Here is a 23542-nt window from a genome sequence, read left to right on the forward strand (position 1 = left end):
ACAAGGATGCTGACCGATGCGATCGATCGTCCTGCTGACGACGGCCCTGGCGGCGACACCCGCCCTGGCCGCGGCCCCGGCCGACGTGCCCACGCGCCACGGCCTGGCCCTCTACGGCGACCCGGCGCTGCCGGCGGATTTCGACCACTTCCCTCACGCCGATCCCGATGCCCCGGTCGGCGGCACCCTGACCCGCAGCGCCAACGGCAGCTTCGATTCCACCAATCCCTTCATCATCCAGGGCACGCCGGCCTCGGGCCTGAACGCCATCTACGACACCCTGATGGTGGCCAATCCGGACGAACCCTTCACCATGTACGGGCTGCTGGCCGAAGGCATCCGCCTCGACCCGGACCGCCGGTGGATCGAATTCGACCTCGACCCCGATGCCCGCTTTCATGACGGCGAGCCGGTCGACGCCGCCGACGTGGTCTTCAGCTTCGAGACGCTCACCGAGCAAGGCCAGCCGTTCTACGCCGCCTATTACGCCGACGTCAGCGACGTGCGGGTGGTCGACGAGAACACCGTGCACTTCGACCTCGCCGACAGCGATTCCCGCGAGTTGCCGCTGATCCTCGGCCAGATGCCGATCCTGCCGGCCCACTACTGGGAAGACCGAGACTTCGAGCGACCCACTCGCGACGCCCTGCTCGGCTCCGGCCCCTATCGCATCACCGAGGTCGATCCCGGCCGGCGCATCGTCTACGAACGGGTCGACGACTACTGGGGGAAGGCTCTTCCGGTCAATCGCGGCCGCCACAACATCGGCCGGCTGGTCTACGACTACTATCGCGACCAGACGGTGGCGCTCGAGGCCTTCAAGGCCGGCAATATCGACATGCGCATCGAGTCCAGCGCCCGCCACTGGGCCACCGCCTACGACTTCCCCGCCGCCGAAGGCGGCTTCGTCCGGCGCCTGGAAGTACCCGACGGCCAGCCGGCCGGCATGCAGGCCTACGTGCTGAACACTCGCCGCGACACATTCCAGGACGCCCGGGTGCGCGAGGCGCTGAACCTGGTCTTCGACTTCGAGTGGCTCAATCAAAACCTCTTCTACGGCGCCTACGAACGCACCCACAGCTACTTCGAGAATTCCGAGATGGCCGCCGAGGGCCTGCCGAGCGACGCCGAACTGGCCCTGCTCGAGCCCTGGCGCGACGACCTTCCCGAGCGGGTGTTCGACGAACCGCTGCCCGTGGAGCGGCCGGATGACATGCGTGCTCGCCTGCGCGAGGCGCTGGCGCTGCTCCATGCCGCCGGCTACGAGAATCGAGACGACGGTACCCTGGTGAACACGGAGACCGGCGAGCCGCTGTCCTTCGAAGTGCTGCTCTACGACACCCAGTTCGAGCGCGTCGTGCAGCCGCTGCTGCGCAACCTCTCACGGCTCGGCGTGCAGGGCGACATCCGCATCGTCGACGTCAATCAGTACCTCAACCGACTGCGCCGCTTCGACTTCGACGTGGTGGTGGGGAGCTTTCCGCAATCCGCCAATCCGGGTAACGAACAGCGTGAGTTCTGGGGCAGCGAGTACGCCGACGCGCCGCAGAGCCGCAACCTGATCGGCCTGGCCGACCCGGCGATCGACGCCCTGGTCGACGACCTGATCGCCGCCGACAGCCGCGAGGCGCTGGACACCGCCGCCCGGGCTCTCGACCGAGTGCTGCGCTGGGGCTTCTACGTCATTCCCCAGTGGCACCTGGACAGCACCCGCATCGCGGTCTGGGACAAGTTCGGCTGGAAGGAGCCCTTCCCCGAGTACAATCTCGACCTCGACGCCTGGTGGGTCGACCCCGATCGCGGCGCCGAGATCGAGGCCCGACAGCGCAATCGGTGAGGCGGCTACGAGGTACCATGCTCGCTGGCAGACAGATAAGCGCCAGGTCGAGGCGAGGTTCTTTTGACAGGGGGTGAGGCGATTCTCGCCGAACGGGTTGGCCAAGGAGGGCCAACACCGGCCCTGCAAGCGGCGCAGGACGCGCATTAGCGCCGCTGGTCAAGAGAAGCGCCCAGGGATGGGGTCACCGCGTCCTCGCCGAGGCTCGTCGCCGAGAAAGCGCTTCTCTCGTCGAGATTTCATAGAAGCCCTAAGGAAACGCCGTGGCCGCCTACGTACTGCGCCGCCTGCTGCTGATGATCCCTACCCTGCTGGGGATCATGCTGCTCAACTTCCTCATCGTGCAGGCCGCCCCGGGCGGCCCCATCGACCAGATGCTGGCCCGCTTCGAGGGCCTGTCGACCCAGGCCAGCACCCGCCTAGAGGGCGGCGGCGGAGACAGTGCCGGCGGTGGCGGTGAATCCCGCGGCTCCCGCGGCGTGCCGCAACAGTACATCGACCGCCTCGAAACCCAGTTCGGCTTCGACGAGCCGGCCTACCAGCGCTTCTTCGACATGCTGGTCGACTACGCCACCTTCGACCTGGGCGAGAGCTTCTTCCGCGGCGAGCCGGTCACCCAGCTGATGCTCGAGCGGCTGCCGGTGTCGATCTCGCTGGGCCTCTGGACCACCCTGCTGGTGTATCTGATCTCGATCCCGCTGGGCATCCGCAAGGCGCTGCGCCACGGCTCGCGCTTCGACGTCTGGAGCTCGGGGCTGGTGATCGTCGGCTACGCCATCCCGGGGTTCCTGTTCGCCATCCTGCTGATCGTGCTGTTCGCCGGCGGCAGCTACTGGGACGTCTTCCCGCTGCGCGGCCTGACCTCGCCGGACTTCGGTGAGCTCTCCGCCTGGGGCAAGCTCAAGGACTACTTCTGGCACATCAGCCTACCGGTGCTGGCCTCGGCGATCGGCAGCTTCGCCACCCTGACCATGCTGACCAAGAACAGCTTCCTCGACGAGATCCACAAGCAGTACGTGCTCACCGCCCGGGCCAAGGGGGCCAGCGACCGTCGCGTGCTCTACGGCCATGTCTTCCGCAACGCCATGCTGATCATCATCGCCGGTCTGCCCTCGGCGCTGGTGGCGATCTTCTTCACCGGCTCGCTGCTGATCGAGGTCATCTTCTCGCTCAACGGCCTGGGCCTCTTGGGCTTCGAGGCGGTGATGCAGCGCGATTACCCGGTGATCTTCGGCACCCTGTATCTCTATACCCTGATCGGGCTGATCCTGAAGCTGATCTCCGACCTGACCTACGTATGGGTCGACCCGCGGATCGACTTCGAGACCCGGGAGTCCTGAACATGGCACTGAGCGAGCGTTTCTCCCCCATCACCCGCCGCCGGCTGGCCGTGTTCCGCGGCAACCCGCGCGCGCGCCTGTCGCTGTGGCTGTTCCTGGCCATGTTCGTGATCAGCCTCGGCGCCGAGCTGGTGGCCAACGACCGACCGCTGCTGGTCCACTACCAGGGTCAGTGGTACGCGCCGCTGGTCGTCGACTACCCGGACAGCGAGTTCGGCGGTTTCCTGCCCACGCCGGCCGACTATCGCGATCCCTACACCCGTGAGGCGATCGAGGCCGACGGCTGGATGCTGTGGCCCCCGATCCCGTTCTCCTACGACACCCTCGATCAGGACCTCGACCATCCGGCGCCCTCGCCCCCCGACGCCCACCACTGGCTGGGCACCGACGATCAGGGCCGCGACGTGCTGGCTCGAGTGATCTACGGCTTCCGCCTGTCGGTGGTGTTCGCCCTGGTGCTGACCGCCGGCTCCCTGGCCCTGGGCGTGATCATCGGCGGCGTGCAGGGCTACTTCGGCGGCAAGGTCGACCTGATCGGCCAGCGCCTGATCGAGATCTGGTCCGGGCTGCCGGTGCTGTTCCTGCTGATCATCCTGGCCAGCCTGGTCGAGCCGAACCTGTGGTGGCTGCTCGGCATCATGCTGCTGTTCTCCTGGCTGGGGCTGGTCGACGTGGTGCGCGCCGAGTTCCTGCGCGCCCGCAACCTGGAATACGTGCGCGCCGCCAAGGCCATGGGGCTGCCGTCGCGAATCATCATGCGCCGCCACGTGCTGCCCAACGCCATGGTCGCCACCCTGACCTTCATTCCGTTCCTGTTCACCGGCGCCATCACCACGCTCACCGCCCTGGACTTCCTCGGCTTCGGCCTGCCGCCGGGCTCGCCGTCGCTGGGCGAGCTGGTGGCCCAGGGCAAGAACAACCTCCAGGCGCCGTGGCTCGGCATCACCGCCTTCCTGACCCTGGCGGTGATGCTGTCGCTGCTGGTGTTCATCGGCGAGGGCCTGCGCGACGCCTTCGATCCGCGCCACATCCAGCACGCCGGCGGCAAGTCCGAGCCGGCCGACGGCGAGCGCCAGACCGCTACCGGGAGCGCCAGATGAGCGACGAGACCCTGCTTCGCCTCGAGGATCTGACCATCGCCTTCGACGACGCCCCGGTGGTCGAGGGACTGTCGCTGGAAGTGCGCTCCGGCGAGACCCTGGCGCTGGTCGGCGAGTCCGGCTCCGGCAAGTCGGTGTCGGCACTCGGCGCCCTGGGCCTGCTTCCCCCCAGCGCCCGCGTCAGCGGTACGCGCCGGCTCGGCGACACCGATCTCGCGCGCCTGTCCGGCCGCGACTGGCGCGCGATCCGCGGCGGCCGGGTCGGCTTCGTGTTCCAGGAGCCGATGACCTCGCTCAACCCGCTGCACACCGTGGCCCGCCAGATCAGCGAGACCCTGCGCCTGCACCAGGGGCTGCGCGGCGCGGCCGCGCGACGGCGCGCCCGCGAGCTGCTCGAACAGGTCCAGCTGCCCCGCGCCGAAGAGCTGCTCGACGCCTGGCCCCACCAGCTCTCCGGTGGCCAGCGCCAGCGGGTGATGATCGCCATGGCCATCGCCAACAACCCGCGGCTGCTGATCGCCGACGAGCCGACCACCGCGCTCGACGTCACCGTACAGCAGGAGATCCTGGCGCTGCTGGCCGAGCTGCGCGATACCCACGGCATGGGCATGCTGTTCATCACCCACGACCTCAACCTGGTGCGCCGCCACGCCGATCGGGTCTGCGTCATGCGCCACGGCCGGCTGCAGGAGACCGGCCCGGTGTCGCGCGTGTTCGAGGCCCCGGAGAGCGCCTACACCCGAGAACTGCTGGCCGCCGATCCCACCGGACGCCCCGAACCGGTCACCCATCGCACCCCGCTGCTCAGCGCCCAGGGGCTGGGCATTCGCTTCCAGCGGCCGAAGAAGCTGTTCAGCCGCCGACCGCCAGCCTTCGAGGCGGTCAAGCCGCTGGACCTGACGGTGGCGCCGGGCGAGACGCTCGGTATCGTCGGCGAATCCGGCTCCGGCAAGACCACCCTGGCCCTTGCGCTTCTGCGCCTGCAGCAGAGCGAGGGCGAGATCACCTTCGACGGCGAGCGTCTCGACCGCCTCCACGGCGACGCCCTGCGTCGCCAGCGGCGGCGACTCCAGGTGGTGTTCCAGGACCCTTACGGCTCGCTGTCACCGCGCATGCCGGTGGCCGACATCGTCAGCGAGGGGCTTCGCTTCCACCATCCCGAACTGGACGACGCCGAGGTCGACCGCCGCGTGCGCGACACCCTGCGCGAGGTCGGCCTGCCCGAGGAATGCGGGGCCCGCTATCCCCACGAGTTCTCCGGCGGCCAGCGCCAGCGCATTGCCGTAGCCCGGGCCATCATCCTCGAGCCGTCGCTGCTGGTGCTCGACGAACCGACCTCGGCGCTGGACCGCACCGTGCAGAAGCAGCTCGTCACCCTGCTGCGCGAGCTGCAGCGCAAGCGCGGGCTCAGCTACCTCTTCATCAGCCACGACCTGGCCGTGGTGCGCGCCATGGCCCATCGCCTGCTGGTGCTCAAGGACGGCGAGGTGGTCGAACAGGGCGACTGCGAGGCCGTGCTGACCCAGCCGACCACCGACTACACCCGAGCACTGGTCGAGGCCGCGGGGCTGTCGCCAATGTCGCCATGAACGTCGTCGTCAGCGTCGCCGGCGTCTCCCCGCGGCCTGATGACCAGGACGCTTCAGGATCGATGATGGTTTAGCCGTTACGCAAGATAACGGTATAAAACACGACGACCGGCGCGACGGTTTTGCTGGTACCGAATCGGGACCTGTTTATACTTGCCGAATGCCGAGGGGAAGGAACGAGAGGAACCGGGATGCCTCAGACAAGGGCGTGGCTGACCACCGCCGTACTCCTGTGTGTGGCCGCCCTCTGGCTCGGCTCGGCGATGGCGGCACCTCGGGATCTGGGAACCGGCTGGGAGTATCGCTGGGGCGACTCCCCCGTGTCTGCCGATGGCGTCCCAACCTGGGTGAAACCAGGAGACGACGACGCTTGGAACGCCATCGATTTCCCCGCCAACCCGCCCGGACGCCGAGGACAAACCCTGGCCTGGTTCCGACTCTCCCTCCCTGAGGGTGATTGGCAAGATCCGGCACTCTACATTACCAGCATCAACCTGATCGCAGACGTCTACTTGGACGGCGAACGCCTCTACCAACATGGCACCTTCGATGATGATGGCAATGGCCGCTTCGCAGGCTGGCCCTGGCACATGATCCGCCTCCCCGAGGGCTTCGGCGGTCGACAACTGACCCTGCGGGTCTACTCCGACTACACCGCCATCGGCCTGTGGGGCGAGATCATGCTGATCGAACGCGCCGATCTCTTCCCCAAGCTTCTGCGCGACGCTCTGGGTGCACTCATCGTCGGCCCGCTGTGCCTGCTCCTGGCGCTTTTCGCGGTAGGTTTCGCGCTGTTCCAGGACGACCGTCGCCGTTTTATGCCCATCAGTCTGTTCGCGCTGGCCTCCGGCATCATGATCATTGCCGAAAGCCCGGTCGACCAGTTGCTGATCGACCGCCCCCTGCTGTGGGACAACCTCGCCGCCGCAGGCTACTTCACCCTTCCTATCGCGCTGGGGCGCCTACTGGAGCACTGGTTCGCCGATACGCGATCACGCCGTATCCGGCGTATCTGGCAGTTCCACCTTGTCTACCTGGTGGGCGCGCTGGGGGCCAGCGGGCTCGGCTGGATCAATCTCTCGATCACCTTTCCGGTCTTCGATGTACTTCTGGTGCTCAGCATCAGTCTGCTGCTGGCGATTATCGCGCCCCATCTCGGCCGGTTCGACGCTCGCCAGAGGGCCATACTGGCCGCCTTCGCTCTGTTCGGGGCGCTGTTGCTGGTCGACATGGCCGTGGCCCATGGCCTGCTGCCCTGGCAGCGGGTACCCACCAGCGCCGGCGCGCTGGCCTTTGCCCTGGTCATCGGGGGCATCTCGCTGATCGACTACGCCCACACACAGAGGGAACTCCGGCGCCTCAACCACCAGCTCGAACAGGAAGTCGAGGAACGGACGCACCAGCTACAGCAGCTGGTGGAACGCCTCGAGATCGACTCCACCACCGACCCGTTGACCGGCCTGCATAATCGCCGCCACTTCGACGAGTGCCTGCGACAGGAATCCCGCCGGGCCCGGTCCCGGCAGACGCCGCTGGCGATGGCGATGCTCGACATCGACCACTTCAAGCGGATCAACGATGGTCACGGCCATGCAGCGGGCGACCGGGTCCTGGCGGGCATCGCGATGGCGCTCCGGGAACACTTCCGCGACGATGATGAGATATGCCGCATCGGCGGCGAGGAATTCGTGGTACTGCTGCCCGGCACCGGCGCCGATACGGCAAGAGAGCGCGCCGCCTCGCTGATGGCGAGCCTGGCCGACCGCGTCTACTGGCACGACGGCCGCATGCTGGGCCCGGTGACCCTGTCCTGCGGTATCGCTGCCTACCCAGCGCACACCGCCGATCCCATGACGCTGCCCGATCTGGCTGACCGTGCGTTGTACGGCGCCAAGGAAACCGGCCGCAACCGGATCATCACTGCTAGCTGAGCATCGGCCTCACGAAGAAGCGCCGCTAGAAAAGCGCGACCTCGTCGGCCGTGAGCTCACGCCACTCACCGGGCGCCAGCTCCGAGTCCAGCGCCAGTGCACCGACCGACTCGCGATGCAGTATCTCGACGTGATTGCCGATGGCGGCAAACATGCGGCGCACCTGATGGTAACGACCCTCGTGGACGGTCAGCCGCGCGTGCAGCGGGTCGAGCATCTCGAGCTCGGACGGCCGCGTCGGCGCCTCGTCACCCTCGAGTTCGATGCCCTCGGCGAAGGCCGCCACCGCGCGCTCGGCCTCGGCGCCTTCCAGGGGGCGCGCCAGGGTCGCCAGATAGACCTTGGCGCAGCCGCGCTTCGGCGAGGTCACGCGATGCGACCACTGGCCGTCGTCGCTGAGCAGCAGCAGCCCGGTGGTCTCCACGTCGAGGCGCCCCACGGTCTGCAGCCGCTCGGCCTTGGGCAGGTCGATCAGATCCATCGCACGCGGATAGAGGCCGCGTCGCGCCGTACATTCCACGCCTTCGGGCTTGTGCAGCATCACGTAGCGCAGCCCGACCAGCGCCAGGCGCTCGCCGTTCCAGGTCACGCGGTCATCGGACGCGAGATGGCGGGCAGCCTTCTTTTCGCGCTCACCGTTGACCTCGACCTCGCCGCGCAGCAGCGCCCGCTTGGCCAGGCTGCGGGTCATCTCGGTACTTTCGGAGAGGAATCGATCCAGTCGCATCAGGCACCCACCCCGTCGGTCAGGCCGAAATGATCGGCATCGCGCCAGGCCGGAAACTTCTCGCGGAAGGCGTGCAGCTCATCCAGCGACAGCGTGCCGGTCTTGACGAAGGTCGTATCGCGGGGCTCGTCGATCAGCGGCTCGCCCTTGGCGTCCACCAGCATCGAATCACCGGCATAGGCCAGGCCCTTGGCATCCTCGCCGACACGGTTGACGCCGATCACGGGGCACAGGTTCTCCACGGCCCGGGCCTGCAACAGCACCCGCCACGGGTGGCGACGCGGTGCCGGCCAGTTGGCCACGCACAGCAGGGCATCGTACTCGAAGTGCTCGCCCGGCGCGGGCCGCTGGCGCAGCCACACCGGAAAGCGCAGGTCGTAACACACGCTGAGCAGGATCCGGAAGCCCTTGAGCTCGACGATCACCCGCTCGTGGCCCATGGCATAGCGCTCGTGCTCGCCGGCCATGCGGAACAGGTGCCGCTTGTCGTAGTGCACCAGGCTGCCGTCGGGGCGCGCCCAGATCAGACGGTTGAAGCAGTCGCCGTCTTCCACTATCGCCACGCTGCCGGTGACCACGCAGCCGCGCCGGGTCGCCTGCTCACGCATCCAGGCCACGGTGGCACTTTCTGCCATCGGCTCGGCCATCTCGCGGGAATTCATGGTGAAGCCGGTGGCGAACATCTCCGGCAACACGATCAGGTCGGTATCGCCGCCGTCGAGCTCGCCCAGCGACGCCTCCAGCATCCGGCAGTTCGCCTCGGGGTCTTCCCAGCACAGGTCGGCCTGCACCAGGGTCGTTCTGAGTTCGCTCATCGAGGACTCCATTGGGGATCGAAACGGCCCCCATAGCCTAAACGACAGCGGCCGATGGCGCAGCCACCACGCACCGGTCGACGCCCGCATGATAAGCTTTGGTTTCATTGATTAGGAAAGTAAAGATGTCATCGACCGATCGCGATACCCGGGCCGCCCAGGGAGTCGGCTATGGCCTGGCTGCCTACCTGATGTGGGGCTGCTTCCCGCTGTTCTTTGCCCTCTTCGACGAGGTGCCCGCCTACGAGATCCTGGTACACCGGGTGCTGTGGTCGTGCGTGTTCCTGGCCGGCGTGGCGACCGTACTGCGGCGCTGGAAGCCGGTCGGCGAGGCCCTGGCCCAGCCGCGGCGCCTGGGACGAGTGCTGGCCTGCGCGGTGCTGATCGCCGTCAACTGGGGGCTGTATATCTACGCCGTCGAGACCCATCGGGTGCTGCAGGCGAGCCTTGGCTACTACCTGACGCCGCTGATCAACATCGCCCTGGGCATGCTGGTGCTGCGCGAGCGCATGAGCCGCCTGCAAGGCCTGGCGGTGGGCCTGGCCGGGGTGGCCATCGCCCTGCAGCTGGCGCTGATCGGCACCTTGCCCTGGATCAGCCTGGTGCTGGCGCTGAGCTTCGGCACCTACGGGCTGTTGCGCAAGCAGGTGCCGCTGGACGGCCTCTCCGGACTGCTGGTCGAGACCCTGCTGCTGATGCCGCTGGGGCTCGTGGCCCTGGGGGCGCTCAGTCAGGCCGGCCTGTCGCATTTCCTCGGCGACAGCCGTACCACGCTGCTGCTGCTGGCCTGCGGGGTGATCACCGCCCTGCCCCTGCTGGCCTTCGCCGGCGCCGCCCGCCGCCTGCGCCTGGGCACCCTGGGGTTCCTGATGTACCTGAATCCCAGCCTGCAGTTCCTGATCGCGCTGTTCGTGTTCGACGAGCCGCTGAAGCCAACGCAGCTCGCAACCTTCGTGCTGATCTGGATCGGCCTGGCACTCTACAGCTGGTCGGCCTGGCAGCGACGCCCGGCCTCAGAGGTCCGCGCCTGATCGCACCGGGGCATAGCGAAACAGGAAGGTCTCGGATTCGCTCGGCCGCCCCAGATGGAAGCCCTGAAGCAGCTGCACGTCCAGCGATGCCAGCCAGCGGGCCTGGGTCGCGTTCTCCACGCCTTCGGCCACGACCTCCAGGCCCAGCTGGCGACAGAAGCGTATCATCGCCGCATAGGCCTCGACCGCCCGCTCGTGGCGCTCGGCCGCCGCAAGCAGCTCGCGGTCCAGCTTGACGGCGTCGAAGGGCAGCCGCTGCAGCAGCCGGAAGGCGGTGTAGCCGGTGCCGAAGTCGTCCAGCGAGACGCGCACGCCGAGGCGACGCAGGCCGATCAGCGCCTGCTCGATGTGTATCAGCTCCCCGAAGTCGGCGTGCTCGGTGATCTCGATCTCCAGGCAGCTCGGCGGCAGTGCACGCTCGTGCAGGGCATCCCCCAGTGCCGCGACGAAGTCCACGTCTTCCAGGCTCGACAGGCCGACGTTGATCGACAGTCGGAAGTCCCCATCCAACCGCTCCCGATGCCGGCACAGCCAGTCGATGGCCGTGCGGCTGACCCAGCGATCCAGCTGCCGGGTCAGGCCGAGGCTCTCGACCACCGGCAGGAACTCGCCGGGCGACACCTCGCCGAACTCGGGATGCTGCCAGCGCAGCAGGGCCTCGGCGCCCAGCAGGCGATGATCGAGGCGGGAAAACTGCGGCTGGAAGACCAGGCGCCACTGCGACTGCGGTGCCTCGATCAGAACCTCCAGCGCCTCTGCCAGATGACGGAAACGGGTCGTCCCACCGGGCGCACGAGGCGAGACGCGGCGCAGGGGCTGCGGCCAGCCGCGCCGCGCCAGATGCCTCACGCCCTCATCGAGGGCGTCGCGGCACTGGGTGATGTCGCCGCTATGCTCATCGAGACACAGCAGGCTGGCGTACCAGGTCAGCCGCTGGCCGCTACCGCCGGGCGAGAGCTCACCGAGGTGCGCCAGGATGCTGTCGAACAGCGCCTCCACGTCCTCCGGCCGCGACGATGCCGGCACCGCGCCCAGCAGGTTCATGCCGGTCCCCGCGTAGAGGTGCCAGTCCGCGGGCAGCGCCTCGCGCATCGCCGGCAGCTGTTCGCGCAGCATCGCCTGCGCGGTGACCAGCCCGAAGCGTTCGCGGGCCTCGCGCAGCTGCGGAGAAGCAAGTTCGAACAGGCAGCCGTCCCGACGCGGCGCCTCGACTTCCCAAAGCTGCTGGCTGGGCAGACCGGTCGCATGGTCGACCATCAGCCGGCGCTGGCGACGCGCGATGCGTCGCCGCGACCGGCTCAGCAACAGCAGGCCCGCGCCCAGCACACCACTGACACCGATCCCAACCCACAGCAACAACGAGCGCTGCCCCTCGACCTGCTGCATGGCAGCGTCGACGCCGACCCACTCGATGGTGGCGGCCAACGGCGTCGGCACCCGGGCATGCCAGCGGGCGTCCAGCACCCGACGGCCCGCCATGACAACCTCGCGCTCGGGCTGGCGCTCGAACACCGGACTCAGCAGCGTCTCGATGGCCAGGGTGGCCACACGCCGGGTGTCGAGCAGAACGCCACCGGCACAGCCCAGGTCCAGCTGGTACGGCAGATGGCAGAACACCGGCACGCCCTGGTCCTCCAGCGTCTCGAGCCAAAGACGCTGCCTCGGGTCCAGGTCGCCGCTGCCGGTGGTCTGCCCCTCGACCAGGTACACCCGGGTGTCGACCGGCAGGGTTTGCAGCGTGCGGACCACCTCTTCGGGCGTCCAGTCCCACAGCACACCGGCCAGGCGCCCCGACGAGGACGCCCGCAGGCGCGACACGAAGCCCCGGGTCAGATCCTCGCCGACGGCGGTCTCGTCCCCCAGCACCAGCCAGGGCAACGGCGCGCCGAACGCCTCACCGAGGAAAGCCAACGACGACTCGGCCACCCCGGTGGTCATGATGCGCTTGATGCCATGCGCCCGGGCCTGGCGCTGAAGGTCGGGATCGTTGATGCCGATCGCCACCACCCGGGAGGGCGACTGCCAGTCCTCGGGCCGGGCCAGGTAGAAGGCCAGGGCCGCATCATCGATCAACAGCAGGCGATCGCTGGGCGTCACCGCCTGCCGCCCTTCCAGGCGCTCCCGCTGCAGCATGAAGGCCCGCTCGCGGCCCAGACGCCGGGCATCCAGGTAGTCCACGTCGAGCGACGGCACGCCGAGCCGCTCGGCCGCCTCGTCGAGGCGGGCCAGCAGCTCGTCGGTCCACAGGTTACCGCGGTGATAGGACGCCAGCACCTGAATGCGCGGCACCACATTGTCAGGGCGTTCCGTCGTTTCACCGCGATCGGACTCGGCGGAGCTAAGCGAGGCGGCCAAGAGGGCGAGTCCTGCGAGGCAGGCCCCAAGGCATGACGTAAGGTATGGTCTCCGCGCTCGCACCCACATCGGGTTCATCCGACTCATTGTTGTTCAATGCTTTATCTGAGACCTTGTCATGCCAAACGTCAACCGAAAGTGCTAACGCACGGTGTCGGACGGTCTCATTCTCACCGCCTGCCCTGGTACCGGTTCTCCGACATGGCGTACGCGAGAGGAGTGGCGCACGCGGGCTCACCAGCCCAAGATGACGGTACCCTGGCCACCCGACGGCGCTCCATGGCGACCAACGCATCCCCCGACCTTTCCATGCCCGCGTCGATACCGACTCCGCTCGCCGACGCCCCGCTGCTGCTGGTGGGGGCCGGGCATGCGCACCTGCATCTGGTCAGCCAGCGCGCCCGTCTGCCCATGCCCCGGGTAATGCTGCTCGACCCCGGCGGCTTCTGGTACTCCGGCATGGCCGGCGGCGTGCTGGGCGGCCAGCATTCGCCCGCCGCGGACCGCCTGGAGCCCATGGCGCTGGCCCGCCGCCATGGGGTCGAGGGCCTGCGCGGCCGTCTGGCCGGGCTCGATCCCGACCGGTACGAGGCGCTGCTGGACGACGGCCGGCGTCTGGCGGTGTCGGCCGTCTCGCTCAACCTGGGCTCGACGGTGAACACGCCGCCCGCTCATCCCGAGGGCCCCGATATCTGGCCGGTCAAGCCGATTCCCCGACTGGTGGCGCTGCGACATCGGCTGGCGCACGACTTCGCCGCGGGAAAGTGCCCACGCCTGCTGGTGGCCGGCGGCGGCGCCAGTGGCGTCGAAGTGGCCTGCCAGCTGCGGGCCCTGGCCGATCGCCACGGCGTCGATCCGACCATTCGCCTGCTGACCCGGTCATCGGACCTGCTGCCGGGCGCCCCGCGAGGCGCGGTGCGCTGGCTGCATCGGCGGCTCGTCCAACGCCGCATCGCGGTCGAGACCGGGCTCGCGCTGGTCGGCCATCTGCCCGGTGGCAGCATGGCGACGCCACCGAATCAGCCGCCGAGTGAGGACAACGCCCATTTCATACCCGCCGATCACGTCATCCATGCCGTCGGCCTGGCGCCACCGACGCTGCTCGAGCGGCTCGGTCTGCCGATCATCCCCGGGCGGGGCCTGGCGGTCACCGACACCCTGCAGAGCCCGGCGCTCCCCTGGGTCTTCGCCGCCGGCGACTGCGCCGCCATGATCGACCACGAGCTGCCACGGCTCGGCGTCTACGGCGTGCGCCAGGCGCCGGTGCTGCTCGACAACCTCGCCGCCTGGTGGCACGGCGAGGCGCTGCGCCCTTATCGCCCGCAGTCCCGGGCGCTGTCGATCCTCGACCTGGGCCGTCGTCAGGCGTTGGCAATGCGCGGCGGCGCCTGGTGGGGCGGACGGCTGGCCTGGTACTGGAAGCGCCGGCTGGACGAGCGTTTCCTGACCGGCTATCGCTGCTGAACCCGGCCAGGGCGGATTCTCGACGGCGGCGCCGATCGGGTATCATGGCCGACCATCACAGGGAACGGCAGCACCATGGACAGCACTCCCAAGCAGAACCTCGGCATCAGCGCCTACCGCTGGCTCAAGCAGGACATCATCCGCGGCGTTTATCCGCCCGGGGAGAAGCTGCTGATGAGCCGGCTCAAGGAACGCTACGACCTCGGCATCGGTCCGCTGCGCGAGGCCCTGTCCCAGCTGGTCGCCGAGCGGCTGGTGGTGGCGATCAGCCAGCGCGGCTACCGGGTCGCGCCGATGTCGCGCGAGGAACTGGCCGACCTCTACGATGCCCGTTCCCAGCTGGAGGGACTGATGCTGGAGCTGGCCATCCAGCGCGGCGACGACGCCTGGGAAGCCGACGTGCTGGCCAAGGCGCACACCCTGGCCAAGGTCATGGAGGTGCACAGTCCCGAGGAGATGCTCGACGTCTGGGACACCCGTCATCAGGCCTTCCACACGGCCATCGTCGCCGGCTGCAACTCCCCCCACCTGATGCAGGCGCGCCAGGGGCTGTTCGACCAGGTCGAGCGCTATCGCCACCTGTGGCTGCAGGAAACCGTGCTCTCCGACGAGGCCCTGGCGCGCAAGCGCCAGGAACACGCCGCCCTGGTCGACGCCACCCTGGCCCGCGACGTGGAGCGCGCCCGCACGATGATGCGCGAGCATCTGATGACGCCGGTGCCAATCATCCTCGACGCGATGCAGCGCCGCGGCCTGGCATGAGCCGAGGCGGCAGGATCGCCTTGATCCCGGTCATCGTGCTGTCACGACCCATGCGGGATACTCCTCACGAGCCCACGGAGGAGTCTTCACCATGCCGCTACCTCATCTGCTTCACCTGACCCGCGACCAGTCACTGCGCCTCGAGCACCTGGCCGAACGCTGCGACCTGCCCGTCAACGAGTTGCTCAACCGCCTCGTCGGCGAAGGCATCGCCAACCTCGAAAGCGAGCTGATGGTCGAAGGTGCCGGCCTGCGCAAGGCCGAGCGCAGCATCGACCAGTTGCTGCGCGAAAGCGGCCTCGGCATCTGAACCGGGTCAAGCGAACGCACGGCGAAAACGACGATAGTCGGCCAGCGCCCGCTCGGCCGATACCGCCGCGAGCCGCACCTCCTGGCCCGGCAGACACTGCGCCAGCCGCGCGCAGGAGAGTGGCGTCAGTGCCCCTAGCCGCGGATAGCCGCCGATGGTCTGACGGTCGTTGAGCAGCGCGATGGGCTGGCCGTCCGGCGGCACCTGCACGGCACCGAGGCCGAGCCCTTCGGAGATCATGCTGGTCAGCCGACAGCGCAGCGTCGGCCCCCGCAGTCGCACGCCCATGCGGTCGGCGCGGTCGTCGACCCGCCAGGCCGTATTGAACGCCACGGCCAGGCTCGCGCCCTCGAACTCGGCGATCTGGGCGCCCGGCAGCAGCGACAGCCGCGGCATCGCCGTGTAGTCCAGGCGCGCCTCCGCGGGCGCCTCCCGCTCGTCGCCGATCGGGTGCTCCCCCGCCTCGGTGCCGACGTGGAGGACATCGCACTCGGCCAGCGCGTGGCCATGGCCATCGTGGCCGCCGAGCCCTTCGCGCACCACGCTGGCCAGGCTGCCGAGCACCGGCTCGGCACGAAAACCGCCGGCCACGGCCAGATAGGCGCGCAGCCCGCCGACCGGCTGGGCGAAGCGCAGCACCTGGCCGGGTCGCAGGCGAAACCGCTGCCAGGGCGAGAGCGGCGCGTCGTCGAGGGTCGCCCCGAGATCCGCGCCGGCCAGCGCCAGCGTCAACTCACGCTCGGCCTCCAGTGCCAGGCCGCCGAGCGTCACTTCCAGCGCCGCCGCCCCCCAGGCGTTGCCGGCCAGCCGGTTGGCCCAGGCCCAGGCGTGCAGATCGGCGGGGCCGCCCTGGGTCACGCCCAGCCGGCGCACGCCGAAGCGCCCGGCATCCTGCAGCAGCGCCAGCGGCCCCGGGCGCGTCACCCGCAGACCCGACACGGCATCCTCTATCGCCGCCGTCATCGCGTGTCCTCCATATACGTGACATCGGCGCCCCGTCGCACCAGTTCCTCCTTCGAGACCGGCACGAAGCGCACCCGGTCACCCACCCTGAGCAGGCTGAAGCCGTCACGGTCGCGATCGAAGAGCCGCGCGGCGGTGCGGCCGATCAGGTTCCAGCCCCCCGGCGAGACGGCGGGATAGGCGGCGGTCTGGCGTCCGGCGATGCCCACGCTGCCGGCGGGCACCCGCTTGCGCGGCGTCTCCAGGCGCGGCGTCTCGAGGCGCTCGTCGACGCTGCCCATGAAGGCGAATCCCGGCGCGAAGCCCAGCGCATAGACGCGATAGGTCACCTCGGCGTGCCGTGCGATGGTCTCCGCCACGTCGAGCCCCGCCCGCTCGGCCAGGTGCGGCAGCTCCGGGCCGACGCTCTCGTGGTACCAGGTCGGAAGCTCGTGGACCTCGCCCGTGGCGGCCTCGTCGTCGGGCGCCAGCGCGGCCAGTGTCTCGGCGAGCCGCTCTCGCGCCTCGTCGGGCGTCATCCGCATCGGATCGAAGATCACCAGCAGAGTGGTATAGGACGGCACCAGGTCCACCAGGGCATTGCCGAAGGCCGCCTCGCAGTCGCGCACCAGGGCGGTGATCCAGGGCAGGTTGGCCTCGTCGATGGCATCGAACAGCCGTACCAGCCAGCCGTCGAGCCCCGCCGACTCCAGTCGCGGCAGGCCGGGGACGCTCATGCGTTCCCCTCATCGCCGTCGTCGTCCTCGTCGAGGGCGCGGCGAATGGCCTGGATGGCGGCGATCGACTCGGCATTGTCGCCGTGCACGCAGAGGGTGTCGGCCGCGAGGATCAGCGCGCTTCCATCGCGGGCGACGAGTGGCTCGCCGCGGGCGATGCGCCGCGCCTGGTCGACGATCGTGGCCTGGTCATGGTGCACGCTGCCGGGCTCGCGCCGCGACACCAGCCGTCCCTCGCCGTCGTAGGCACGGTCGGCGAAGGCCTCGAACCACAGGGTGACGCCGAAGCGCTCGGCCAGCTCGCGGACGGCGGAATCGTCGCGGGTGGCCATCACCATCAGCGGCAGCTCGGCGTCGAAGGCCACGAGCGCGCGCATCACCCCGGCCAGGATCTCGGGATCGCGCATCATGTCGTTGTAGAGCGCCCCGTGGGGCTTCACGTAGCCCACCGACAGGCCCTCGGCGCGGCACACGCCGGCCAGCGCCCCGAGCTGATAGAGCACCAGATTCTCGATCTCCTCCGGCGTGCAGGCCATGTGCCGCCGCCCGAAGCCCACCATGTCCGGATAGGCCGGATGCGCGCCCACGGTGACGCCGTGCTTACGCGCCAGGCGCACCGTCATGCGGATCACATCGGGATCCGAGGCGTGGAAGCCGCAGGCCACGTTGGCCAGGTCCACGTGGGGCATCACCTCGGCGTCCATGCCCATGGTCCAGGCGCCGAAGCTCTCGCCCATGTCGGCGTTCAGCAGCAGTTTGCGCATGCGCGTCGTCTCTTTTTCCATCGTTGTTGCCATTAAAACAGGCACGCGGCGCGGCCTCACCCCCATGGAGCGATGTCGTCATGCGTTATCCCGGAGTTCGAGGCGCAGGTCGTGAATCAGCCGCACGTCGTTGAAGGCGGCCGCCCGGGTCTCCTGCTGTCGCAGCCGGAACGCAGCTTGCTCGCGCCTTGGCAGGCCCTGGAACTCGGCGAGCACCTGGAACAGCCAGATTTCGGAGCCCCAGTCGAGCCCGCCGGCCTCTAGGTACTCGAGCGCGCTCAGCGGCTCGCCGTTGCCCTCGACCACCGACAGGTAGAAGCGTTCGACGTCCTCCCTCAAGGCCTGCTGGCGGGCGGCGACCATCGAATCCTCGTGACGCTCGGCGGCCACGGCGGCGGCGACGGGCTCCGGCGCTGCGGCGGGCCGCGGCAGGTCGTGGAGCAGCTCAGTGACGACCCGGGCATCCGGGGCCTGATCGAGCGCCACCGCGCCGGCGGCGGTCAGCGGCGCGGCGCGGTTGACCAGCGCCGGCACCTCGCTACGCCGGGCGTAGTTGCCGGGCACGAAGCCGGGATGCTCGCGCAGGAAGGCGGCCATGCCCACCACCAGGCGGCTGCGCGACTGCTGCTGGCGGAAGCGCGCCATCAGCTCGATCAGCCGGCGCTGCACCTCGCGCAGGCTGGTGTAGTGCTGGCTGAGGCGATGCTGGAGCTGGCTGACCAGTAGCTTGCGCAGCGCCCCGTCGGCGCCCACCAGGTCGATCAGCTCGTCGAAGTCGATCAGCGCCAGGCCGTCGAGCAGGCGCACGATCTGCTTCTGGGCGCGGTCGTTCTCGCGGATCTTGTCGGCCAGCCGGCTGACGAAGCCGAAATCGCTGTTGAGGCGCCGCCAGAGGCTGTCGATGGCGTCGGCGAAGCGGCCGTCGAGGTCGTCCACCGCCTGGCGCAGGCGCAGCAGCTGCTGCTCCTGACGCCAGTACTCGGCGCCGTCACGAGCCTCGCGATAGCTCTGCACCAGGCCGCGCATCAGCTCAAGCGTCTCGGCCACGTCGGCGTTGACGTGGCGGCGGGTCTCGTCGGCCAGCATCTCGGCGATCAGCTCGCGCACCTTGGGCGCGAGCTTCACCCCGGCCTGCTCGTCGGGCCGCCACAGGATGCGCGCCGACAGCAGCCGATTCAGCGCGGTGGTGGAAAGGCCCTCCAGCGGCACCTCGTCGCGCACGTAGCCGGCCATCAGCGCCTCGGCGTGCTTGCCGAGCAGCGCCAGCCGCTCGGCGCCGGTGCCGAGCAGGCGGTTGTCCAGGGCGTCTGAGTCGCTCGCGCTCACAGCAGCCGCTCCTGGGCCTCCGGGGCCTGGTCGTCGACGGGCAGCTGCTCCTCGTCGCGGATGAAGCGCACCAGCTCGATCAGGTAGTCGATCTTGGCGGTGGCAATGAAATAGTGGCGGTCGGCGTGGGGCTGGCTCAGGTAGCCGCGCTCGCGCAGGCGCTTGAAGACCTGCTTGATCTGGGCATCGAGCTGCTCGCTCTGTGAGCCGAAGAACGGATCCGTGGCCAGGCGCTCGAGGCGCTCGCGCAGCCCCTGATTGTCCTCGCAGCGCGAGCTGAAGTCGGCCGGCTTGAGCACGTCGCCAGGCGACACCGGGCCGTCGCGGCCGAGCGCCTCCTGCACCAGCTGCAGCCATTCGAGCATCGGCAGCAGGCTGCCGACGGTCTCCGCCAGCTGGCGGGAGAGCTGGTCTCGGGCGGTGTCATCCAGCTGGCGCCAGGCCAGGAAGTAGACGCTGCCCTCCTCGTTGCTCGCCAGGCGCCGGTTGAGCGGACGCAGGTAGGCGTCGAGACGCTCGCGGGTCGCCTCGTCCTGCAGGCGGCGGAAGGCCGTATCGTCGCTGACCGCGCACAGGAAATCCCCGGCCAGCAGGCGCTCCAGCAGCGGACCCAGTTCCACCATGGAACGCTCTGCGGTCGAATGCTCTGACATCATGTCCTCGCTCATGCCGATGCCTCCTGACGGTCGCTCTGGCGCTCCTCCAGACGCTGGGCCAGGCGGCTCAGTCGCGGCTCGATGCGCTTGAGCCGGCGCTTGTCGGGCGCGGTCTCGTCGCGGTCGATCAGATAGCGGTGCTGGAACAGCATCAGCACGTCCGACTCCGGATTGGGGAAGGCGCCGACGATATGGATGCGGTTGTTGTCGCAGGCGTCGAACAGCTTCTCGACGTTGTGATACGCCAGGGTGCCGATCTCGTCGATGGGCCAGTGCACGGCCACCTCGGCCGGGCCGCGCAGCAGCCGGGTGAAGGCCAGCAGGAACTTGCACAGGATCAGGTAGGCCATGCCGTGGCTGGAGGACTCCAGCAGCTGGCGGTCGTTCTTGATCACCAGGTCGGCGCCACCCTCGTTGAGGTGCAGCTCCAGGCGCAGCAGGCTCTCGACGCTGTACTGCTGGTCGCTGCGCAACAGCTCCACCACGTCGCCCAGGGCGTCGAGGTAGTCGTCGTCCGGCAGCGTGCGGCCGCCGTCGCGCCACTCGCGGTAGCGCTGGGCGAAGCGCTTGAGCGGCTCCCAGAAGCCGAGCTCGTCGATGGTCGACTGGATCTTCACCTCGGCCTTGCCGATGCCCTCGAGCCTCAGGTCGTCGGCCACTTCGTCGGAAAGCCGCCGGCTCTGGGCGTTGATGCGCCGGTTGAGGTCGCGAAACACGGTGAAGAACTTGTCGAGATCGTCGCCGAGATTGCGCCCTTCCTGCAGCAGCTGCTGCTGTTGCCCCTCGAGCAGCTGCAGCATGTCGGCCAGCACCGCCAGCAGGCGGCGCGGACCGGTGTCCTCGAGCTTGGCGCGCTCGGCCTCCAGGGTGTCCTGGAAGTCGGCGCTGGCGCCCTTGATCAGGTCGGCCTCGATCTTCTCGCAGCCGCGGCGCAGCGCGTCGAGCGCGCGGGCATGGTCGGTGAGCGCCTGGCGGGCGCGCTCGATGCGCTCGTCGACGTCACCCGGTGCCTCGCCGAGCGGCTCGCTGGCCGGCGCCAGGGTCAGCCCCTCCAGGGTGTCGAGCAGCGGCGCCAGGGTCTCGACCAGCGCCTGCTCGGCCTCGCGGCGGGTCTTGAGTTCACCCACCGCCGACCGATGCTCGGCCCGGTCGGCGTCGAAGGCGTCCTTGAGCGTCTTGCGCTCGCGTTCGGCGGCCTGCTGGGCCTGGCTCAGCTCCGCTTCCCGCGCCACCAGCCGCGGCTTGCGCTCGCCCCAGTCGAGGCGCATGAAGCGGGCGTAGGCGTCGAGCTCGTCCCGCCGCGCCTCGGTGTCGTGGATGCGCTGGCCCAGGTCCTCGATCTTCGCCCGGGTCTCCCGCACCTTGACCGGGTCGACGCCGCGATCGGCCAGCTCGCGATCGAAGGCGGCCTCGAGCTCCTCGCGCTGGCGGCGGTTGTCTTCCCGGAGCTCGCCGAGCTGGCGGCGATACTGCTCGATCTGGCGATCGACGCCGGCCAGCTGGCCCTGGTGATCGGCGGTGAGCTCCATGCGCTGGGCGCGGTGGGTCTCGTCCAGCGTCGCCAGCGCCTGGTCGCGCTCCTCGCGCAGCGCCTGCTGCACCGCCTCCTGCTCCTCGAGGGCTCGGCGGCGGCTCGCCTGGCGTTCCTGCTGCGCCTGCTGATGACGCAGCTGACACTGGCTACGGGCCTGCAAGGCGTAGTCCACTTCCTCGGCGGCGCGACGCTTCTCGCCGCCCGCCCGTTCGAGACGCGCGTCGGCCTCCTGCACCCTGTCGTGACCGGCCTTGAGCGCCTTCTCGGCGTCCTGCTCCGCCCCCCGAGCGTCGTCCAGCGCCTGCTCGGCGGCGCCGATTTCGGCCTGCAGGCCGGCCTCGTCCTGGGCGTGGTCGGGCAGCGCGATGGCGGCCAGGTCGAGGGCCAGGCCGTGGAGGTCGTCGCTGGCGTCGTCGTTGAGCTGCGGGGCGAGATCGCGCCGTTCGAGCAGCGCCGGCGCCAGCACCTTGCCCAGGGTCTGCTCCCAGCCGGGCCGGTGATGGCGCAGGAAGTGCCGCAGGCTGCCCTGGGCCGGATCGCGCTGCACCTCCAGGGCCTCGAGACGGGCCTCGGCCCGGGCCCGCTGCTGGCGGACCCGGTCGAGCTCGCGTTCGGCGTCGTCGCGGGCGCGCTTGTGGCCGTCGAGCTCGCCGCGCAGGGCGTCGAGGGTGGCGGCGATGGCGTCCTGGGCGCTGCGCGCCTCGTCGACGCGCAGCTGGGCCCGCTCGGCCTCGCGGGCTTCCTCCTCGGTCTGGGTGCCGTGGGCGAGCTCGGCCTTGAGCTCGGAGAGGCGCGCGGTGAGCCGCTCGAGTCGCCCGCGGTAGTCGCCGTCCAGCGCCTGGCGGCGGGTCTGGTAGTCGGCGTCGAGGCGGCTCTCGGCCTCGCGCTGGCTCTCGCGGCGGGCTTCCTTCTCCTCGCCGAGGGCGTCGATCCGGGCCTGGAGCTCGTCGCGACGGCGCTCGAGCTGATCGCCGAGCTCGACCAGCCGGGCCTCGAGGCGGGCCTTGCTCTCCTGCACCGCCTGCTGCATGAACTCGAGATGGTCGCGCAGGCCCTGCTGCTGCTCACGCCACTGGGGCAGTGCCTTGAGGTCCTGCTCCAGGCCGGGCATGTCGGCCTCCTCGAAGGCCTCGAAGCGGCGCTGGAGATCGTCGAGCTCGGTGCGGGTCTGCTCGAGCTCGCTGCCCATTTCGCTGAGGCGGTCGTTGACGTCCTGGCGCGCCTGCTCGTAGGCCTGCTCGCGAGCCTGGAAGTCGCGCTGGCGCTCGCCGATCTGCGCTTCGAGATCGGCCCGGCCGCGCTCGGCCCGGGCGCGGTCGGCCTCGAGCTGGGGACGCAGCTGCCACAGGCCGGCCTCCAGATCGGCGATCTCGCGGTCCTGGCGCTGCAGGTCCGAAAGGGCCTTCTGCAGCGGCTCGAGGCGCATCGACTGGCGCATGCGGGCGATCCACTCCCGCGCCTTGGTGTTGCGGATGCGGGTCATCGGCAGCTCGACGCCGTCTTCCTCGAAGATCGCCGCCAGCATGGTCTTGAGGGTGTCCATCTTGCCCTCCTTGGCGTGCACCGCCGAGACCAGCTTCTCCATGTGGCGGATGCGACGGCCGGCGCGCACCAGGCTGAAGCGGGCGGCCACCTGGCGCAGCTTCAGGCCCTCGCGGCGGCCGCCACCGCCGCCGTGCTGGGTGAAGTCGTTCTGGATCACCGCGCGGTATTCCGAGGTGGCGCCGAGCTTGTGCGACACCGGGGTGCCCTGGCGGCGCAGCCCCTGGTTCCACTGGGCGTAGTCGAGGGCCACCACGCCGCCCTCGGTCTCGACCAGATAGTCCTCGGGGCGATAGGGCGCGCCGACGAAGCGATACTCGACGCCGCCCTCGCTCTTGCGAGTCAACACCGCCTGGCAGACGTCGCCCTCCTCTCGGCGATATTCGTAGACCAGATAGCTGTTGCGATGCGGCAGGTAGAAGGCATCGAACTTGCGACGGGTCTTGGGCACCACCCGGTTGGGCAGCTCCCCGTAGAAGACCGGCACCAGGCGCTGCAGGGTCGTCTTGCCCGAAGCGTTGGTGCCGCAAATGTTGGTGTGGCCATCGACATCCAGTTCGACCACCCCCTCGAGATGACCGTGGATCATCACGATGCGTAACAGCTGAGCCATGCGGCGTCCTTGATCTTTGCTGACAGTCGCGAGCGCCGGAACATGTGGGGCAACGCCGGGGGCAAGCCTTCGCGAGGACGCTGTAAACCCGTCCCTGGGCGCTTCTTTTGACGCCCCTGGTCAAAAGAACCTCGCTCCGCCTTGCCCCCGGCCCCCGATGTCTGGCT

At 69.4% G+C, this 23542-nt stretch carries 18 protein-coding genes; 9 read left to right on the top strand and 9 right to left on the bottom strand.

Annotated features, from left to right (window positions below; all coding sequences use genetic code 11):
- Positions 1 to 16: 16 nt before the first annotated feature.
- The 5 genes from QWG60_RS08780 (at position 17) to QWG60_RS08800 (ending at position 7797) form a co-directional block, all read left to right on the top strand.
- Positions 17 to 1837 (top strand): extracellular solute-binding protein, encoded by a 1821-nt coding sequence (locus QWG60_RS08780; RefSeq protein ID WP_146908617.1) that lies wholly within the window; start codon positions 17 to 19, stop codon positions 1835 to 1837.
- A 263-nt stretch (positions 1838 to 2100) separates the two neighbouring features.
- The gene (locus tag QWG60_RS08785; protein WP_146908615.1) at positions 2101 to 3177 is read left to right on the top strand and encodes a microcin C ABC transporter permease YejB; all 1077 of its coding nucleotides are present in this window, start codon (positions 2101 to 2103) and stop codon (positions 3175 to 3177) included.
- Positions 3178 to 3179: 2 nt separating this feature from the next.
- The gene (locus QWG60_RS08790; RefSeq protein WP_146908613.1) at positions 3180 to 4277 is read left to right on the top strand and encodes an ABC transporter permease; all 1098 of its coding nucleotides are present in this window, start codon (positions 3180 to 3182) and stop codon (positions 4275 to 4277) included.
- Entirely contained in the window at positions 4274 to 5866 is a 1593-nt protein-coding gene (locus QWG60_RS08795; RefSeq protein WP_146908611.1) for an ABC transporter ATP-binding protein, read from the top strand. Before QWG60_RS08790 ends, QWG60_RS08795 begins: the two co-directional genes overlap by 4 nt.
- Positions 5867 to 6057: 191 nt before the next feature.
- Positions 6058 to 7797: a GGDEF domain-containing protein gene (locus QWG60_RS08800; protein WP_146908609.1), complete on the top strand. Its 1740-nt coding sequence runs from the start codon at positions 6058 to 6060 to the stop codon at positions 7795 to 7797.
- A 25-nt stretch (positions 7798 to 7822) separates the two neighbouring features.
- Here QWG60_RS08800 and QWG60_RS08805 read toward each other — a convergent pair whose 3' ends face one another.
- Positions 7823 to 8524 (bottom strand): pseudouridine synthase, encoded by a 702-nt coding sequence (locus QWG60_RS08805; protein ID WP_046078625.1) that lies wholly within the window; start codon positions 8522 to 8524, stop codon positions 7823 to 7825.
- The gene (locus QWG60_RS08810) at positions 8524 to 9339 is read right to left on the bottom strand and encodes an amidohydrolase (protein ID WP_046078624.1); all 816 of its coding nucleotides are present in this window, start codon (positions 9337 to 9339) and stop codon (positions 8524 to 8526) included. The genes QWG60_RS08805 and QWG60_RS08810 overlap by 1 nt, the downstream gene beginning before the upstream one ends.
- Positions 9340 to 9464: 125 nt before the next feature.
- Between QWG60_RS08810 and rarD the strand changes: the two genes are divergently transcribed.
- Complete coding sequence (rarD, locus tag QWG60_RS08815) at positions 9465 to 10370, top strand: EamA family transporter RarD (protein WP_035593360.1); 906 nt, start codon at positions 9465 to 9467, stop codon at positions 10368 to 10370.
- Here the strand turns inward: rarD and QWG60_RS08820 are convergent.
- Positions 10353 to 12659: an EAL domain-containing protein gene (locus tag QWG60_RS08820; protein WP_146908607.1), complete on the bottom strand. Its 2307-nt coding sequence runs from the start codon at positions 12657 to 12659 to the stop codon at positions 10353 to 10355. The two genes, rarD and QWG60_RS08820, sit on opposite strands and share 18 nt — an antisense overlap.
- A gap of 345 nt (positions 12660 to 13004) precedes the next feature.
- On the opposite strand from QWG60_RS08820, the gene QWG60_RS08825 reads away from it, so the two are divergent.
- The 3 genes from QWG60_RS08825 (at position 13005) to QWG60_RS08835 (ending at position 15261) form a co-directional block, all read left to right on the top strand.
- A complete protein-coding gene (locus QWG60_RS08825) occupies positions 13005 to 14189 on the top strand; it encodes an NAD(P)/FAD-dependent oxidoreductase (protein ID WP_246124665.1) in 1185 nt (394 codons plus the stop codon).
- A gap of 75 nt (positions 14190 to 14264) precedes the next feature.
- Entirely contained in the window at positions 14265 to 14951 is a 687-nt protein-coding gene (csiR, locus tag QWG60_RS08830) for a DNA-binding transcriptional regulator CsiR (protein ID WP_146908605.1), read from the top strand.
- A 91-nt stretch (positions 14952 to 15042) separates the two neighbouring features.
- Positions 15043 to 15261: a hypothetical protein gene (locus QWG60_RS08835; protein WP_035593372.1), complete on the top strand. Its 219-nt coding sequence runs from the start codon at positions 15043 to 15045 to the stop codon at positions 15259 to 15261.
- A gap of 6 nt (positions 15262 to 15267) precedes the next feature.
- Here QWG60_RS08835 and QWG60_RS08840 read toward each other — a convergent pair whose 3' ends face one another.
- The 6 genes from QWG60_RS08840 to QWG60_RS08865 form a co-directional block, all read right to left on the bottom strand.
- Positions 15268 to 16224: a 5-oxoprolinase subunit C family protein gene (locus tag QWG60_RS08840; protein WP_046078620.1), complete on the bottom strand. Its 957-nt coding sequence runs from the start codon at positions 16222 to 16224 to the stop codon at positions 15268 to 15270.
- Positions 16221 to 16940 carry a 5-oxoprolinase subunit PxpB gene (gene pxpB, locus QWG60_RS08845; protein WP_146908603.1) on the bottom strand — a complete coding sequence of 240 codons (720 nt, stop codon included), beginning with the start codon at positions 16938 to 16940 and terminating at the stop codon, positions 16221 to 16223. Before pxpB ends, QWG60_RS08840 begins: the two co-directional genes overlap by 4 nt.
- Positions 16937 to 17704, bottom strand: a complete 768-nt coding sequence (locus QWG60_RS08850) for a 5-oxoprolinase subunit PxpA (protein ID WP_146908601.1) — start codon at positions 17702 to 17704, stop codon at positions 16937 to 16939. The genes pxpB and QWG60_RS08850 overlap by 4 nt, the downstream gene beginning before the upstream one ends.
- A gap of 78 nt (positions 17705 to 17782) precedes the next feature.
- Entirely contained in the window at positions 17783 to 19030 is a 1248-nt protein-coding gene (locus tag QWG60_RS08855) for a hypothetical protein (RefSeq protein WP_146908599.1), read from the bottom strand.
- On the bottom strand, positions 19027 to 19653 hold the full coding sequence (locus QWG60_RS08860) for a condensin complex protein MksE (protein WP_046078775.1): 627 nt from the start codon (positions 19651 to 19653) through the stop codon (positions 19027 to 19029). Before QWG60_RS08860 ends, QWG60_RS08855 begins: the two co-directional genes overlap by 4 nt.
- Positions 19654 to 19694: 41 nt before the next feature.
- A complete protein-coding gene (locus QWG60_RS08865; RefSeq protein WP_146908597.1) occupies positions 19695 to 23375 on the bottom strand; it encodes an ATP-binding protein in 3681 nt (1226 codons plus the stop codon).
- Positions 23376 to 23542 lie beyond the last annotated feature (167 nt).

The organism is Halomonas halophila (assembly GCF_030406665.1).
Lineage (GTDB): Bacteria > Pseudomonadota > Gammaproteobacteria > Pseudomonadales > Halomonadaceae > Halomonas > Halomonas halophila.

Bases quoted from the DNA above. Each gene is read 5' to 3' on its own strand.
- QWG60_RS08780 (WP_146908617.1), top strand. From the start codon at position 17: ATGCGATCGATCGTCCTGCTGACGACGGCCCTGGCGGCGACACCCGCC.
- QWG60_RS08790 (WP_146908613.1), top strand. From the start codon at position 3,180: ATGGCACTGAGCGAGCGTTTCTCCCCCATCACCCGCCGCCGGCTGGCC.
- QWG60_RS08795 (WP_146908611.1), top strand. From the start codon at position 4,274: ATGAGCGACGAGACCCTGCTTCGCCTCGAGGATCTGACCATCGCCTTC.
- QWG60_RS08800 (WP_146908609.1), top strand. From the start codon at position 6,058: ATGCCTCAGACAAGGGCGTGGCTGACCACCGCCGTACTCCTGTGTGTG.
- QWG60_RS08805 (WP_046078625.1), bottom strand. From the start codon at position 8,524: ATGCGACTGGATCGATTCCTCTCCGAAAGTACCGAGATGACCCGCAGC.
- QWG60_RS08810 (WP_046078624.1), bottom strand. From the start codon at position 9,339: ATGAGCGAACTCAGAACGACCCTGGTGCAGGCCGACCTGTGCTGGGAA.
- rarD (WP_035593360.1), top strand. From the start codon at position 9,465: ATGTCATCGACCGATCGCGATACCCGGGCCGCCCAGGGAGTCGGCTAT.
- QWG60_RS08825 (WP_246124665.1), top strand. From the start codon at position 13,005: ATGGCGACCAACGCATCCCCCGACCTTTCCATGCCCGCGTCGATACCG.
- csiR (WP_146908605.1), top strand. From the start codon at position 14,265: ATGGACAGCACTCCCAAGCAGAACCTCGGCATCAGCGCCTACCGCTGG.
- QWG60_RS08835 (WP_035593372.1), top strand. From the start codon at position 15,043: ATGCCGCTACCTCATCTGCTTCACCTGACCCGCGACCAGTCACTGCGC.
- QWG60_RS08840 (WP_046078620.1), bottom strand. From the start codon at position 16,224: ATGACGGCGGCGATAGAGGATGCCGTGTCGGGTCTGCGGGTGACGCGC.
- pxpB (WP_146908603.1), bottom strand. From the start codon at position 16,940: ATGAGCGTCCCCGGCCTGCCGCGACTGGAGTCGGCGGGGCTCGACGGC.
- QWG60_RS08850 (WP_146908601.1), bottom strand. From the start codon at position 17,704: ATGCGCAAACTGCTGCTGAACGCCGACATGGGCGAGAGCTTCGGCGCC.
- QWG60_RS08860 (WP_046078775.1), bottom strand. From the start codon at position 19,653: ATGGTGGAACTGGGTCCGCTGCTGGAGCGCCTGCTGGCCGGGGATTTC.
- QWG60_RS08865 (WP_146908597.1), bottom strand. From the start codon at position 23,375: ATGGCTCAGCTGTTACGCATCGTGATGATCCACGGTCATCTCGAGGGG.